The following is a 14,299-nucleotide window of genomic DNA, read 5'->3' as shown; positions in this document are numbered from 1 at the left end:
CTTACAAGCCTGGCTTGCAGCGCCAAAAGGCCATACAGCTTGATCGGTTTTCGGAGGGGCGGCAAGGGCGAGGCATGACCGATACGCTGACCCATCTCGACCGGCTGGAGGCCGAGAGCATCCATATCATGCGCGAAGTGATGGCTGACGCGGCGAAGCCCGTGATGCTCTATAGCGTGGGCAAGGACAGCGCGGTGATGCTGCATCTCGCGCGCAAGGCCTTTTACCCGTCGCCGCCGCCATTCCCGTTGCTCCATGTCGATACGACATGGAAGTTCAAGGCGATGTACGAGCTTCGCGATCGCATGGCCGCGGAAAGCGGCATGGAGCTGATCGTCCATCAGAACCCGGAGGCGAAGGCGCGCGGGATCAACCCGTTCGATCATGGCCCCTTGCACACCGACATGTGGAAGACCGAGGGGCTGAAACAGGCGCTCGACCTCCATGGCTTCGACGTCGCCTTTGGGGGGGCGCGCCGTGACGAGGAAAAGAGCCGCGCCAAGGAGCGCATTTTTTCTTTCCGCACCGCGAGCCACGGCTGGGATCCCAAAAAGCAGCGTCCAGAGCTTTGGAACCTCTATAACGCGCGCAAGGCGAAGGGAGAGAGCATCCGCGTCTTTCCGATCTCGAACTGGACCGAGCTCGACATCTGGCAATATATCGCGCGCGAAAATATCCCCATTGTCCCGCTCTATTTCGCGGCGCGGCGGCCGACGGTGGAACGCGACGGGTTGCTGCTGATGGTCGATGACGAGCGTTTCCCGCTCAAGGAAGGCGAGGTGCCGACCCTCCGCTCGGTGCGTTTCCGCACGCTCGGCTGCTATCCGCTTACCGGTGCGGTGGAGAGCGAGGCGGCGACGCTGAGCGAGGTCATTCAGGAGATGCTGCTGACGACGACCAGCGAGCGGCAGGGGCGCATCATCGACAAGGACGGCGGCGATGCGTCGATGGAGAAGAAGAAGCAGGAGGGCTATTTCTGATGACCGATCCTGTTTACGTCACCGACGCGCTGATTGCCGAGGACATCGACGCTTATCTCGCGGGCCACGAAAAGAAATCGCTGCTGCGCTTCATCACCTGCGGATCGGTCGACGACGGTAAATCGACGCTGATCGGTCGCCTGCTGTATGACAGCAAGATGATCTTCGAGGATCAGCTTGCCGCGCTCGAGGCCGACAGCAAGCGCGTCGGCACCCAGGGGCAGGAAATCGACTTCGCGCTGCTCGTCGACGGCCTTGCCGCCGAACGCGAGCAGGGGATCACGATCGACGTCGCCTATCGCTTTTTCACGACAGAGAAGCGGAAGTTCATCGTCGCCGACACGCCGGGGCACGAACAATATACGCGCAACATGATCACCGGCGCCTCGACCGCCGACCTTGCGGTGATCCTGATCGACGCACGCAAGGGGGTGCTCACCCAGACGCGGCGGCACAGCTTCCTCGCGCATCTGATCGGCATCCGCCACATCGTGCTCGCGGTGAACAAGATGGATCTTGTCGGTTACGACAAGGCGGTTTTCGAGCGCATCCTGCTGAGCTACCGCGCCTTTGCAAGCGAGATTGGCATCACCCATTTTACCGCGATCCCCATTTCGGGCTTCAAGGGCGACAATATCACCGCGCTGTCAGCGAACATGCCCTGGTTCACGGGGCCGACCCTGATCGAGCATCTCGAAAATGTCGAGATCGGCGCCGCCGCCGACGAAGCCAGGCCTTTCCGCATGCCGGTGCAATGGGTCAACCGCCCGAACCTCGACTTCCGGGGCTTCTCCGGCCAGCTTGCGGGCGGCAAGGTCAGGCCGGGCGACGCGGTGCGCATCCTGCCCAGCGGCAAGACGACGACCGTGGACCGCATCGTCACCCTCGACGGCGACCTGGACGAAGCCGCCGCGGGCCAGTCGGTGACGCTGACACTTGCCGACGAGGTTGATTGTTCGCGCGGCGACGTGATCGCGGCGGCGGACAATCCGCCCGAGGCCGCCGACCGGTTCGAGGCGACACTGGTGTGGATGGCCGACGAGGCAATGATCCCTGGCCGCGCCTATTGGCTGAAGCTCGCGACGCAAAGCGTGTCGGCGACGGTGCAGGCCCCCAAATATGAGATCAACGTCAACACGCTCGACCATCTGGCGGCCAAGACGCTGGAACTGAACGGCATCGGCGTCGTCGAACTGGCGACCGACAGGCCGATTGTGTTCGAGGCCTATGCCGACAACCGGACGCTGGGCGGTTTCATCCTGATCGACAAGCTGACCAATGCGACGGTCGCGGCGGGGATGCTGCATTTCAGCCTGCGCCGCGCGCAGAATGTCCATTGGCAGGCCAGCGACATCAGCCGCGAAATGCGCGCGAACCTGAAAAATCAGAAGCCGGCGCTCTTGTGGTTCACAGGACTGTCGGGGTCGGGCAAGTCGACCATCGCCAATCTGGTGGAAAAGAAGCTGCACCGGATGAACCGGCACAGTTTCCTGCTCGACGGCGACAATGTGCGCCACGGGCTCAGCAGGGATCTGGGTTTCACCGAGGCCGACCGGATCGAGAATATCCGCCGCGTCGGCGAAGTCGCAAAGCTGATGACCGACGCGGGGCTGATCGTCATCACCGCCTTCATCTCGCCGTTCCGGGCGGAGCGCGAAATGGTGCGGTCGATGCTGCCCGAAGGGGAGTTCATCGAGGTCTTCATCGACACGCCGCTGGAGGAGGCGGAGCGCCGCGACGTCAAGGGTCTCTACAAAAAGGCGCGCGCGGGGCAGCTCAAGAACTTCACCGGGATCGACAGCCCCTATGAAGCGCCCGAAAATCCCGAAATCCGCATTGACACGACCGCCATGTCACCCGAATCTGCGGCCGACCTGATCGTCGAGCGCCTGCTCGGATGAGCGAGACCGACGACCAGCTTGCCGAGCGACTCGCGGCGGCGGCGGGGGCGATCCTGCTCGACCTTCGCGCGCGCGGCGACCTTGACGGCAAGGCGCTGGGGCAGGCGGGCGACGAAGCCGCGAACGCGATGCTTTGCCGCGAAATCCGCGCGGCGCGGCCCGACGATGCCCTGCTCTCCGAAGAAGAGAAGGACAATGTCGCGCGCTGCGCCCGATCGCGCGTGTGGATCGTCGATCCGCTGGACGGCACGCGTGAATATGGCGAGGGGCGGAGCGACTGGGCGGTGCATGTCGCGCTGGCGATCGACGGCGTTGCCGCGGTCGGCGCGGTCGCGCTGCCGGGGCTGGGGGTGACGCTGACGTCGGCGTCGCCGCCGCCGCTCGCACCGCCGAACGACCCGCCGAAGATGCTGGTCAGCCGATCGCGCCCCGCCGCCGAAGCGCTGTTCGTCGCCGACCATCTGGGCGCCGAGCTTGTCGCCATGGGGTCGGCCGGCGCGAAAGCCATGGCGGTCGTGCGCGGCGAAGCCGATATCTATCTGCACAGCGGCGGGCAGTATGAATGGGACAATTGCGCCCCCGCCGCCGTCGCCGCGGCGGCCGGTCTGCATGTGAGCCGCGCCGACGGGTCGCCGCTGCGCTACAACAATGCCGACACCTATCTTCCCGACCTGCTGATCTGCCGCAAGGAACTGGCGGAGGCGGTGTTGCGGCTGGCGCGGGAGTTTGGCGCCGGGGGGTGAGGGTTTTCAGGCGATGGTCGTTACAACGACGGACATCGACCGCAGCGGACATCGAAGTTCGTCCCCGGAAGAGGGTAGAAGGACCGCCGGAGGCGGTGGAAAGGGCCGGCAGCCCAAAGCCCGCTGTGTGTAAGGATGCGAACCCCCACCGTCAGCGCTCCGCGCGGCCGATGACCCGCAAGCGGCGAGGATTTTGGAAGGTTTCGATGTCACCCCCAAGCCGAAGCCGTGCGCAGGCGGCGTCGCCTGTCCCGCTTATTGCAGGGCCTCGACCTCTTCCGCCAGCGCCAGCCAGCGATCCTCGGCTGCGGCCTTTTCGGTGCGCAGGGTGTCGAGTTTGGCCGTCAGCGCGTTGAAACGGGCATGATCGCGCGTGAACAGCGCGGCATCCGACAATTCGGCTTCGATGGCCGCCATCTCGGCTTCGATCGCCTCGATCCGGGCGGGGAGGAGGTCATAGTCGCGCTGGTCCTTGTAGGAGAGTTTTCGACGCGGCTGCGGAGGTGGGGGTGGCTTTGCGTCGCTGGCGGCGGATTTTCTTTTGGTGGCTACCGCCTTTGCGCGCTTGGCTTCCCAGTCGGCATAGCCGCCCGCAACGATGTCGACCTTGCCCGACCCGTCGAGGCCGAGCGTGACGGTGACGGTACGGTCGAGAAAGTCGCGGTCGTGACTGACGAGGAGCACGGTGCCGGCATAGTCGGCGATGACTTCCTGCAAAAGATCGAGCGTTTCGAGGTCGAGGTCGTTGGTCGGCTCGTCGAGCACGAGCAGGTTCGATTCGCGGGCAAACTCGCGCGCGAGGAGCAGCCGCGAACGTTCACCGCCCGACAGCGCGCCGACGCTTGCTTCGGCGACGCCGGGGTCAAAGAGAAACTCTTTCAAATAGCCCTGGATATGCTTTTTCACCCCGCGCACCTCGACCCAGTCGCCGCCGTCGGCAAGCACGTCGCGCACCCGCTTTTCGGGCGCCATCAGGCTGCGCTGCTGGTCGATGACGATGCCGTCAAGCGTCGGGGCGAGAGTGACGCTGCCGCTATCCGGTTGCAGCTCTCCGGTAAGCAGTTTGAGCAGGGTCGACTTGCCCGCGCCATTGGCGCCGACGATGCCGATGCGATCGCCGCGCTGGACGCGGAAATCGAAGTTCCTGATGATCGTGCGGTCGCCAAAGCTTTTCGAGATATTCTCTGCAACGATCACCGATTTCGACCGGACATCGTCATTTGCGAGGCCAAGTTTGGCAACGCCCGGCCCGCCGATCATCGCGGCGCGGGTCGCGCGCATTTCCTTCAGTTTTTCAAGCCGCCCCTGATTGCGCTTGCGGCGCGCGGTGACGCCGCGTTGGAGCCAATGCGTTTCGAGCCGCAGCCTGGAATCAAGCTTTTGCGCGGCGCGTGCTTCCTCGGCGGCGACGGCGTCGCTCCATTCGTCGAAGCCGCCGAAGCCGATTTCCTTGCGGCGGATGCTGCCGCGGTCGAGCCACAAGGTCTGGCGCGTCAGCCGCGTCAGGAAGGTGCGATCATGGCTGATGACGACGAATGCGCCGGTGTAGCGCGCGAGCCAGCCTTCAAGCCAGTCGATCGCGGCAAGGTCGAGGTGGTTGGTCGGTTCGTCGAGCAGCAGCACGTCGGGATTTTGCGCCAGCGCGCGCGCAAGCGCGGCGCGGCGGCGCTCGCCCCCCGACGCGCTGGCGGCGGCACGGTTCATGTCGATGCCGAGCTGGTCGGCGATCGCCGCGACGTCATGGCTTGCGGGGCCGTCGGCGCCCGCCACCGCAAAATCCATCAGCGTTGCAAAGGGACGGAAATCGGGTTCCTGTTCGAGCATCACGACATGCGTGCCGGGAACGATCGTGCGCTGGCCCTTGTCGGGTTCGATGCGCCCCGCGAGCAGTTTGAGCAAGGTCGTCTTGCCCGCGCCATTGCGGCCGATCAGCGCGAGCCGGTCGCGCGGCCCGACATAGATGTCGAGGTCCCGGAACAGCCAGCCGCTGCCCTGCACAAGGCCGAGGCCTTCATATGATAAGATCGGTGCCGCCATGATGAACGGCTCGCTACTGACGCGTTCAGCATCATGCAAGCGCCGTCCGCACAAAGGCGGGAACGGGTCCGCTCCGTCGACGTTACGGGGTGGAAATGGCAAATGACCGCAAGCCCGGTTCACAGGAGAAAGAAATGACGAAAAAAATGCTTGCCGCTATGGCATCCGGACTGGCCCTGATCGCGGCGGTGCCCGCCATCGCACAGCAAGGAGGATCGCCGATGACGGCAGCGACGACGCAGGGTCCGATCCTGAGCTTCAGCGTCAGCGAAGAGGTGCGTTCGCGTCCCGATCAGGCGACCGTCGGCGCCGGAGTGACCACCACCGCGCCCACCGCGGTGGAGGCGATGCGCGCCAATGCCGCAGCGATGGACCGGCTGATCGCCGCGGCCAAGGCGCGCGGGATCAAGGCAGAGGACATCCAGACGAGCGGCATCAACCTGTCGCCGCAATATGACTACAGCAACCGCACCGACGGCCAGCCGCCGCGCTTTCTGGGCTATCAGGTCAGCAACACGGTGCGCGCGACGACGGGCAGGATCGACGACATCGGCCCGCTGCTCGATGCGCTGGTCGCTGCGGGCGGCACCAATATCGAAGGGCCGTGGTTCGGCATGAAGGATCCCGATGCGCAACTGGTCGGCGCGCGCGGCGCGGCGATCAAGGCGGCCGAGGCCAAGGCGGCGGACTATGCGCGGCTGGCGGGCTATCGCGGCGCCGAACTGGTGTCGATCAGCGAGGGCGGCTTTGCCGGTCCGCAACCGCCGATGCCCTATGTGCGGATGGAAATGGCGGCCGATGCCAAATCGACGCCGATCGAACCGGGGCGGGTGTCGAATACGCTGACGCTGAACGTCCAGTATCGGCTGGTGCGGTAATTCCAACGGGGTCGGCGCATGCCGGCCCCTGTTTCCGTTCGTGTCGAACCCTTCGGCCGCCCTGGCCGGCGCTCAGGATAAATTGCCGGCCGCACCGGACGTCGAGGCACCCATGGGAGCGCGCGGCATCTAGGCGTCTCGCCTTCGCTCGACACGAACGGTTTTTGAGGTGGTCGTTACCCCAACTCCCCCTCTGCCCATGGCCACGGCCGTTCGCGGAACCATTTGGTGATGATATATTTGCGCCCCTTGCGCACCTTCATCCCGTGATGGAGCGTGTCGGGGTTGGTGGTGCCGTCGGGGCGGACATTGTTCCAGGCGAGAAGCTTGCCGACTTCGGGCTGGTGCATCTTGCCGGTGGCGAGGAAGCGCGTCGCGCCGCCCGCGGCGGGCTGGTTGAGGTAGATCATCAAGGTCCAGCTCCGCTGGCCGGGCACCGCGCAATAGATGTCCCAGTCGGCGCCGTGCGGGTCGAAATAGTCGGTGTGCGCCTTGAACTCCTCGCCGACGTCATAGCGCTGGCCCTGCAAGGGCTCGCCATATTCGAGCGGGATGCCGGTCAGATCGTGGAGCCTTTTGTTCACGGCGGTCACGAGCGGAAGGCGGTGGTCAAGGTCGCAGGTCGAACTGGTGCGGAACGCATCGTCGCCATTGGGGTCGGCGATCGTCGAGGGACGCGCATCGCCGTCGATCAGTTCGATCAGCGCGGCGCAGCTTTCGCCATCGAGGAAGCGCGGCAGCACGAACTGTTCAAGCTTGGGCGTCGGCGCGCGGCGCATGCCGGGGACGGCCGCCAGCCGCGCGGCGGTGCGGTCGGCGCCCGAAGCGGCCATGTCGACATGAATGTTGCCAGCCATGGCGCGCTTTTACTGTTGTCGACCGACGCGAACAATGCTTGACGAAGGGGGAGGTCGCGCCTATCGCCGCGCGCTGTCGCAGGCGGGTTCGCGCGGCGTGTGGCGATCATAGCTCAGTTGGTTAGAGCGCCGGTTTGTGGTACCGGAGGTCACGGGTTCGAGCCCCGTTGGTCGCCCCATTTTTTGCTTTCATGGCCGACCGGCGCTTTTGGGGTGACTCGTCGCTCCTGTTTCATTATTACATCTTCTCGTAATTTTTTAACGTGAGGAAGTTACCATGGCCGCTGTCTGGGATTTCGCCGATTTCGACGATCACGAACATGTCCACATGTTCCGCGATCGCGCCAGCGGCCTGACCGCGGTGATCGCCGTTCATTCGACGCACCTCGGTCCGGGTGCCGGCGGCGTGCGATACTGGCATTATCCGCAGCGCGCGGCGGCGATCACCGACGCGCTCCGCCTGTCGCGCGGCATGAGCTATAAAAATGCGATGGCGGGGCTGCCGATGGGCGGCGGCAAGGGCGTGATCCTGGCCGACGAAGGGCAGGCGAAGACCCCCGAACTGCTCGCGGCATTCGGCCGCGCGGTCGATTCGCTCGGCGGCGCCTATGTGACCGCCGAGGATGTCGGCATCACCGACGCCGACATGGTCGAAATTGCCAAGCAGACCAGGCATGTCAGCGGGCTGCCCGTGGCAAGCGGTGCGGCGGGCGGCGATCCGGGGCCATTCACGGCGCTGGGCGTGTATCTGGGCATCAAGGCGGCGATTCGCGAAGGGCTGGGGACCGACAGCGCCAAAGACGTGCGCGTCGCGATCCAGGGCGTCGGCAGCGTCGGCGGTGGCGTCGCGCGGCGGTTGGCGGCCGAAGGCGCAAAGCTGACCCTTGCCGACGTCAATCTGGCGCGCGCAAAGGCGCTGGCCGAGGAACTGGGCGCCGAGCTGGCCGATTCGGCGGCGATCATGGAGGTCGAGGCCGACGTGCTCAGCCCCAACGCGCTGGGCGCGATCTTGACCGAGGCGAGCATCGCCAAGCTGAAGGTCCAAATCGTCGCGGGCGGTGCGAACAACCAGCTCGCAACCGCGCTCGATGGTCAGCGGATTCATGATCGCGGTATTGTCTATGCCCCGGACTATGTCATCAACGCGGGCGGAATCATCAATGTCGCGCTCGAATATCTGGGGCAAGGCAGCCAGGAAGAGGTCGAAAGCCGCATCCGGCTGATTCCCGGCCGACTCGCCGAAATCTGGGCCGAAAGCAAGGCGAGCGGCACCCCGGCGTCGGTCGTCGCCGACCGGATGGCGCAAAAGCTGATCGGGCGCGGGTAATCGTCGCCCGCGCGGAGGCGGCGTCGCCACCGGCGCGGCGCAAGGCCCGACGGCGGCCCATGCCCGCACGGCGCCGACGGTAAGCGCATGGCGTCGGGGAGAAAAGACGCTAAGCCATCGCGGATGAAACGGCATCTCTATCTGGTCGCGGGCTGGTTGTCGCTCGGCCTGGGGGCGATCGGCGCAGTGCTGCCGTTGCTGCCGACGGTGCCGTTCGTCATCCTTGCCGCCTTCTGCTTCGCGCGTTCGTCGCCGCGGCTGGAGGCGTGGCTGCTGACGCATCGAACCTTTGGACCCCATATCGTCGCGTGGCGTGACCATGGTGCGATCAGCCGCAAGGCCAAGGTCGCCGCGTCGCTTGCCTTCGTTGCGAGCATTGTGCTTGCACTGGCGTTTGCGCCGTGGCCTTGGGCGATGGCGCCGGTGGTCGCTGCGGTCGTGACCGGCAGTTGGATCTGGACGCGGCCGGAACGGTGAATCCCGGCGCCTTTGCTCGGCAAATTGCTGGACCGCAGGCGCCGCCTCACCTAAGGACGACGCGAAACCGATGCACGCTTATGCCAATCCGACCCGTTTTCTGGCGATTGCCAGGCCGCTGACGCCTTGGTTGCTTGGCCTTGGCCTGTTGCTGGTGCTCGCTGGGGGGCTGGCCGGGCTGGCGCTGGTGCCGGGCGATTACAAACAGGGCGAAACCGCGCGTATCCTTTATGTCCATGTGCCGTCGGCGTGGCTCGGCATGGGGGGGTGGACATCGCTGGCAATCGCCGGGTTGGTCCAGCTGGTATGGCGGCATCCGCTGGCGGGCATCGCCGCGCGCGCGATCGCGGTGCCGGGTATGCTGTTCACGGCGCTGTGCCTCGCCACCGGGTCGATCTGGGGCAAGCCGACCTGGGGCACCTGGTGGGAATGGGACGGGCGGATGACCTCGATGCTCGTGCTCCTTTTTCTTTATGCTGGTTTTATCGCGCTCACGAACGGCGACGATGCGCAGCGGCAGGGCGGGGCGCTGTCGCGCGGCGCGGCGATCTATGCGCTGGTGGGCGCGATCAACATCCCGATCATCAACCGCAGCGTCATATGGTGGAACAGCCTGCATCAGGGACCGAGCATCACGCTGGGCGGATCGAGCATCGACGGCGCACTGCTGTGGCCGCTGGGCTTGACCTTGGCGGGCTTTTCGCTGCTATTCGGGGCTATCGTGCTGATGCGGATGCGGCGGATCATCGCCGACAACCGCGTCGCGGCGCGGCTGCGGCGGCTGGCCGATGAGGAGGAATAAGACGTGGCGGGGGTCATCAGCGGCGGCGATCAATGGGCCTATGTGGCCGCGGCCTATGGCCTGACGGTCGCGCTGACCGCCGCAGTGCTCTGGTCGAGCTGGCGCGCGATGGTGCGGGCCGAGAAGCGCAGCCACGCGCTGCGAAAGGATCGCCGGTGAAGGCAAAGCATCAACGGCTGGTCCTGGCGGTCGTCGCGCTATGTGGTGTCGTCGGCGCGGGCGTGCTCGCGGCGAGCGCGCTCCGCGACGAGGCCGCCTATTTCCGCACGCCTGACGAAGTCGCGGGCGGTAAGGCGGCGGTCGGCGAAGCGATGCGGCTGGGCGGCATGGTCGCGAAAGGCAGCATCGTGCGGCAGGCCGACGGGCTGACGATCCGTTTCGTCGCGACCGACGGCAAGGCATCGGTACCTGTCGAATATAAGGGCATCGTCCCCGACCTGTTCGGCGAGGAAAGCGGCATGGTTGCCGACGGGCGGATGCGCGCCGACGGCACCTTTGTTGCCGACCGTATTCTGGCGAAGCATGACGAACGCTATATGCCGCCGCAGATGGGCGACATGCCAAAGGATATGAAGGCGGCGGTGAAGGGATGAACGACCTTCCTTGCACCGTCATTCCGGCAAAGGCCGGGATTTCACCGGCGCGCGCGAAAGCCAAGGGCGCAATCGCGGCCTTCGCCGGGATGACCTTTGGTGGGGTGGTGGCGTTGTGATCGCCGAACTTGGCCTTGCGCTGCTGTGGATCGCCGCGTCGCTCGCCTGCCTGTCGCTCGTCGCGGGAACCTTGTTCCTGCGCGGCGGGCCGAAGGATCTGGCGGCGCTCGTCCGGCCGGCAAGCGTCGCGCAGGGCGTGCTCACCGCCGCTGCCTTCGGCTTGCTGATCGCGCTTTTCGTGCGTTCCGACATGTCGGTCGATCTGGTTGCGCGCAACAGCAACAGCCTGAAACCGATGATCTTCAAGATCGCGGGAACGTGGGGCAATCACGAAGGGTCGATGTTGCTGTGGCTGATGATTCTGTCGCTGTCGGGGGCGCTGATCGCGCTGTTCGAGAAACGGCTGCGCGAGGATACGCTGGTCGCGACGCTGACCGCACAGGCGGCATTGAGCCTGGGCTTTTTCGCTTTCCTGCTGTTCTCCTCCAACCCGTTCAAGCGGTTGCCGGTGGCGCCGCCCGACGGGCAGGGGCTCAATCCGCTGCTTCAGGACATCGGCCTGGCCTTCCACCCGCCGACGCTATACGTCGGCTATGTCGGGCTGTCGGTCGCGTTCAGCTTTGCCGTCGGCGCGCTGATCACGCGCGAAATCGGCCCCGCCTTTGCGCGCGCGATGCGGCCCTGGGTGCTCGGCAGCTGGATCTTCCTGACCCTGGGCATCACCGCAGGCAGCTATTGGGCCTATTATGAGCTTGGCTGGGGCGGCTGGTGGTTCTGGGATCCGGTCGAAAATGTCTCGCTCGTCCCGTGGCTTGCGGGGGCGGCGCTGCTCCATTCGGTCGCCGTGACGGCGACGCGCAACGCGCTGCGCGCCTGGACGGTGATGCTCGCGGTGATCGGCTTTTCGATGTCGATGGTCGGCACCTTCATCGTGCGGTCGGGATTGCTCACGAGCGTCCACAGCTTTGCGGTCGATCCCGAACGCGGCACCTTTCTGCTCGTGCTGATGGCGATCTATATCGGCGGCGCGCTCACCCTGTTCGCGCTGCGCGCCGGGGCGGTTGCGGAGGGCAAGAAGTTCGCGCTGCTCAGCCGCGAGGGCGCGCTCGTCATCAACAATCTGCTGCTGACGACAATTCTCGCGCTCGTGCTGCTCGGCACGCTCTATCCGATCGTCGCCGAAGCGATGGGCGAGAAGATTTCGGTCGGGCCACCCTATTATAATCGCGTCGCGGGGCCGCTGGCGTTGATCCTTTGCCTCGTCATGGTCGCGGGGCCGTTGCTCAGCTGGCGCAAGGATGACGGCAAGAGATTGTGGTCGCGCCTGCCCGCATCGGCCTTTGCGGGGGCGGCGGTGCTCTTCGCGCTGATCCTGTTCGGCGGCGCCGTGGGGATATTGCCGCTGCTCGGCATGACCGTTGCGGCTGTCGTGGCGGTGGCGAGCCTGGCACCGCTGTGGGGACGCACGCTTCGCCGCGTGCCCTTGCCGACCTGGGGCATGGTTGTGGCGCATTTCGGCGTCGCGGTGTGTCTCGCCGGCATGGGCGCCGAAAGCGCCTTCATCAAGGAGCGGCTGGTCGCGGCCGCGCCGGGCGAGACCATCCGCATCGCCGATTTTTCGGTAAAGTTCGTGGGAGTGAAGCCCGTGGCCGGGCCGAACTATACCGCCATCGAGGGCTCGCTGATCGCGACAACCGCATCGGGCGGCCGCTTTACGATGAAACCCGAAGCGCGCACTTTTCCGGGACTGATGGGCACCGCACCGACCGAAACCAACGAAGCCGCGCTGCTGACGCGGCCGGGGGGGCAGCTTTACGCGGTGCTTGGCCAGCCGGTGCCGGGCGATGACGGCCGTGCCGACCGTTATCAGATTCGCCTGTGGTGGAAACCTTTGGTGTGGTGGATATGGCTGGGCGGTGGACTGATTGCGCTCGGCGCGACGCTGTCGCTGCTCGGCCGTGCGCAACTGCCCGCCATGTGGCGCGCGCGCCGGCACCGCAAAACACAGGAGCGTTTTGCGCCATGAAGAACCGCTGGGTCTTGTTTGTGCCGCTGGCCATCATGGGATTATTGTTCGGCGCCTTCATCTATCGGCTGGTCACGCCCGCCGAAACGCTGATCCAGTCCCAATGGATCGACAAGCCGATGCCGCTGTTCGACCTGCCGCCCGCGACCGCGGGGGTGCCGGGGCTGAAGAGCAGCGATCTTGCCGACGGGCGACCGCGGCTCGTCAACGTGTTCGCCAGCTGGTGCATCCCGTGCCGGGCCGAGGCGCCGCAACTCGAGGCGCTCAAGGCCGCGGGCGTGCCGATCGACGGCATCGCGATCCGCGACCGGCCGGAGGATGTCGCCCGGTTCCTGAGCGAATATGGCAATCCTTTCGATCGCATCGGGGCCGACATGCAGAGCAGCGTCCAGATTGCGCTGGGATCGTCGGGGGTGCCCGAAACCTTCCTTGTCGACGGCAAGGGCATCATCCGCGAGCAGATCCAGGGCGTCATCCTGGCCGATCAGGTGCCCGAAATCGTCGCGAAGATCGAGGCGATGAAATGAGCCTGCGGCTGGTTCTCCTTTGCCTGCTCGGCGCGCTCGCCTTGCCGGTGGCGGCCCAGGACCGGCTGCCGCCCGCGCCCTATGCCTATCAGCAATTGAACGACCCGGCGAAGGAAGCGCGCGCCAAGGCCTTGATGGAGGAGCTGCGCTGCCTCGTCTGTCAGGGCCAGTCGATTGCCGACAGCGACGCGCCGCTGGCAGGCGACATGCGGCACGAGGTGCGCAGCAAGATCGCCGCCGGCGAAAGTCCCGATGAAATCAAGGCGTGGCTCGTCGCGCGCTACGGCAATTGGGTGACCTATGATCCGCCGTTTGACGCGGCGACGGCGCTGCTTTGGCTTGGGCCGTTGCTGTTTCTTGCGATCGGCGGATGGCTGGCGTTCGGCCGCTTTCGCCGCGGCGATGGCGATGCGGAGGACAAGGCGTGACCTGGCTGTGGGTGATGCTCGCCGCGATGCTGACGATCGGCGGCATTTTCTGGCTTGGCCGAATCCCCGTCGCCGCGCGTCCGCTGGCAGGGGCGGCGGTGATGCTGGGCCTGACAGGTTATGCGCTTCAGGGAAGCCCGGCGCTGCCCGGAAAACCCGTCGCCATGCCCGCGGAGCCCGAAGGGTTCGGCGACGCGATTACCGACCGGCGGCAGGGCATGGCCGAACGCTTTGGACCGGCCGCGCAATGGCTGGGCATGTCCGATGGCTTCGCGCGCACGGGCAAGACCGAACTCGCGGCCAGGACGCTGGAAAAGGGACTGGAGAAATACCCCGACAATGTCGACCTGTGGGTCGGCCTTGGCAATGCGCTCGCCGCGCATGGCGGCGGGATGATGTCGCCCGCCGCGGCGCTGGCGTTCGATGAGGCGGCGCGGCGCGACCCGTCGCATCCCGCGCCGCCCTTTTTCGCCGGGCTGGCGCTGGCGCAGGGCGGCGACCTTAAAGGCGCGGAGGCGGTGTGGAGCGAATTGCTCGCGCGCAGTCCTGCCGATGCGCCATGGCGGGCGGACCTCGAAATGCGGTTGGCACAGCTTCGACGGGCGATGGGGCCAGTGCCGCCGGACGCGAACGACGAAGCCACCGCGAGCGTCCCGAATTGAA

Annotated in this window: 16 protein-coding genes and 1 tRNA gene; 15 read left to right on the top strand and 2 right to left on the bottom strand. The window is 65.9% G+C overall.

The window, feature by feature from the left end:
• Window positions 1-74: 74 nt before the first annotated feature.
• From cysD to HUW43_RS09135, 3 genes are read left to right on the top strand one after another with little or no spacing between them, the layout of a single operon-like run.
• On the top strand, window positions 75-980 hold the full coding sequence (gene cysD, locus HUW43_RS09145) for a sulfate adenylyltransferase subunit CysD (protein WP_188237111.1): 906 nt from the start codon (window positions 75-77) through the stop codon (window positions 978-980).
• Entirely contained in the window at window positions 980-2,881 is a 1,902-nt protein-coding gene (gene cysN / locus HUW43_RS09140) for a sulfate adenylyltransferase subunit CysN (RefSeq protein ID WP_188237110.1), read from the top strand. Before cysD ends, cysN begins: the two co-directional genes overlap by 1 nt.
• Window positions 2,878-3,624, top strand: coding sequence for a 3'(2'),5'-bisphosphate nucleotidase CysQ (locus HUW43_RS09135; protein ID WP_188237109.1), 747 nt, complete (start codon window positions 2,878-2,880; stop codon window positions 3,622-3,624). Before cysN ends, HUW43_RS09135 begins: the two co-directional genes overlap by 4 nt.
• A gap of 255 nt (window positions 3,625-3,879) precedes the next feature.
• On the opposite strand, the gene HUW43_RS09130 is transcribed toward HUW43_RS09135, so the two are convergent.
• Window positions 3,880-5,661: an ABC-F family ATP-binding cassette domain-containing protein gene (locus tag HUW43_RS09130; RefSeq protein ID WP_188237108.1), complete on the bottom strand. Its 1,782-nt coding sequence runs from the start codon at window positions 5,659-5,661 to the stop codon at window positions 3,880-3,882.
• A gap of 134 nt (window positions 5,662-5,795) precedes the next feature.
• Here HUW43_RS09130 and HUW43_RS09125 point away from each other — a divergent pair, with 134 nt between their 5' ends.
• Window positions 5,796-6,539, top strand: a complete 744-nt coding sequence (locus HUW43_RS09125; RefSeq protein ID WP_188237107.1) for an SIMPL domain-containing protein — start codon at window positions 5,796-5,798, stop codon at window positions 6,537-6,539.
• Window positions 6,540-6,715: 176 nt separating this feature from the next.
• Here HUW43_RS09125 and HUW43_RS09120 read toward each other — a convergent pair whose 3' ends face one another.
• A complete protein-coding gene (locus HUW43_RS09120; RefSeq protein WP_223181403.1) occupies window positions 6,716-7,396 on the bottom strand; it encodes a prolyl hydroxylase family protein in 681 nt (226 codons plus the stop codon).
• 102 nt (window positions 7,397-7,498) lie between these two features.
• On the opposite strand from HUW43_RS09120, the gene HUW43_RS09115 reads away from it, so the two are divergent.
• The 11 genes from HUW43_RS09115 (at window position 7,499) to HUW43_RS09070 (ending at window position 14,298) form a co-directional block, all read left to right on the top strand.
• A tRNA-His gene (locus HUW43_RS09115) sits at window positions 7,499-7,575 on the top strand.
• Between the two features lie 98 nt (window positions 7,576-7,673).
• Window positions 7,674-8,723, top strand: a complete 1,050-nt coding sequence (locus HUW43_RS09110) for a Glu/Leu/Phe/Val family dehydrogenase (RefSeq protein ID WP_188237106.1) — start codon at window positions 7,674-7,676, stop codon at window positions 8,721-8,723.
• A gap of 123 nt (window positions 8,724-8,846) precedes the next feature.
• Window positions 8,847-9,200 carry a YbaN family protein gene (locus HUW43_RS09105; RefSeq protein WP_188237105.1) on the top strand — a complete coding sequence of 118 codons (354 nt, stop codon included), beginning with the start codon at window positions 8,847-8,849 and terminating at the stop codon, window positions 9,198-9,200.
• Between the two features lie 70 nt (window positions 9,201-9,270).
• Window positions 9,271-10,002 carry a heme ABC transporter permease CcmC gene (ccmC, locus tag HUW43_RS09100; RefSeq protein WP_188237104.1) on the top strand — a complete coding sequence of 244 codons (732 nt, stop codon included), beginning with the start codon at window positions 9,271-9,273 and terminating at the stop codon, window positions 10,000-10,002.
• 3 nt (window positions 10,003-10,005) lie between these two features.
• Complete coding sequence (locus HUW43_RS09095; RefSeq protein ID WP_188237103.1) at window positions 10,006-10,161, top strand: hypothetical protein; 156 nt, start codon at window positions 10,006-10,008, stop codon at window positions 10,159-10,161.
• A complete protein-coding gene (gene ccmE / locus HUW43_RS09090) occupies window positions 10,158-10,595 on the top strand; it encodes a cytochrome c maturation protein CcmE (RefSeq protein WP_188237102.1) in 438 nt (145 codons plus the stop codon). Before HUW43_RS09095 ends, ccmE begins: the two co-directional genes overlap by 4 nt.
• The gene (locus HUW43_RS15860; RefSeq protein WP_262926795.1) at window positions 10,592-10,714 is read left to right on the top strand and encodes a hypothetical protein; all 123 of its coding nucleotides are present in this window, start codon (window positions 10,592-10,594) and stop codon (window positions 10,712-10,714) included. The genes ccmE and HUW43_RS15860 overlap by 4 nt, the downstream gene beginning before the upstream one ends.
• A complete protein-coding gene (locus HUW43_RS09085) occupies window positions 10,711-12,681 on the top strand; it encodes a heme lyase CcmF/NrfE family subunit (RefSeq protein ID WP_188237101.1) in 1,971 nt (656 codons plus the stop codon). Before HUW43_RS15860 ends, HUW43_RS09085 begins: the two co-directional genes overlap by 4 nt.
• Window positions 12,678-13,208, top strand: coding sequence for a DsbE family thiol:disulfide interchange protein (locus HUW43_RS09080; RefSeq protein WP_188237100.1), 531 nt, complete (start codon window positions 12,678-12,680; stop codon window positions 13,206-13,208). Before HUW43_RS09085 ends, HUW43_RS09080 begins: the two co-directional genes overlap by 4 nt.
• A complete protein-coding gene (locus tag HUW43_RS09075; protein WP_188237099.1) occupies window positions 13,205-13,636 on the top strand; it encodes a cytochrome c-type biogenesis protein in 432 nt (143 codons plus the stop codon). Before HUW43_RS09080 ends, HUW43_RS09075 begins: the two co-directional genes overlap by 4 nt.
• On the top strand, window positions 13,633-14,298 hold the full coding sequence (locus HUW43_RS09070) for a tetratricopeptide repeat protein (RefSeq protein ID WP_188237098.1): 666 nt from the start codon (window positions 13,633-13,635) through the stop codon (window positions 14,296-14,298). Before HUW43_RS09075 ends, HUW43_RS09070 begins: the two co-directional genes overlap by 4 nt.
• Window position 14,299 lies beyond the last annotated feature (1 nt).

It is taken from the genome of Sphingopyxis sp. LK2115 (genome assembly GCF_014595975.1).
GTDB lineage: Bacteria > Pseudomonadota > Alphaproteobacteria > Sphingomonadales > Sphingomonadaceae > Sphingopyxis.
Note: the sequence above shows the minus strand (reverse complement) of the source record. Positions and strands in the feature narration are given on the sequence as shown.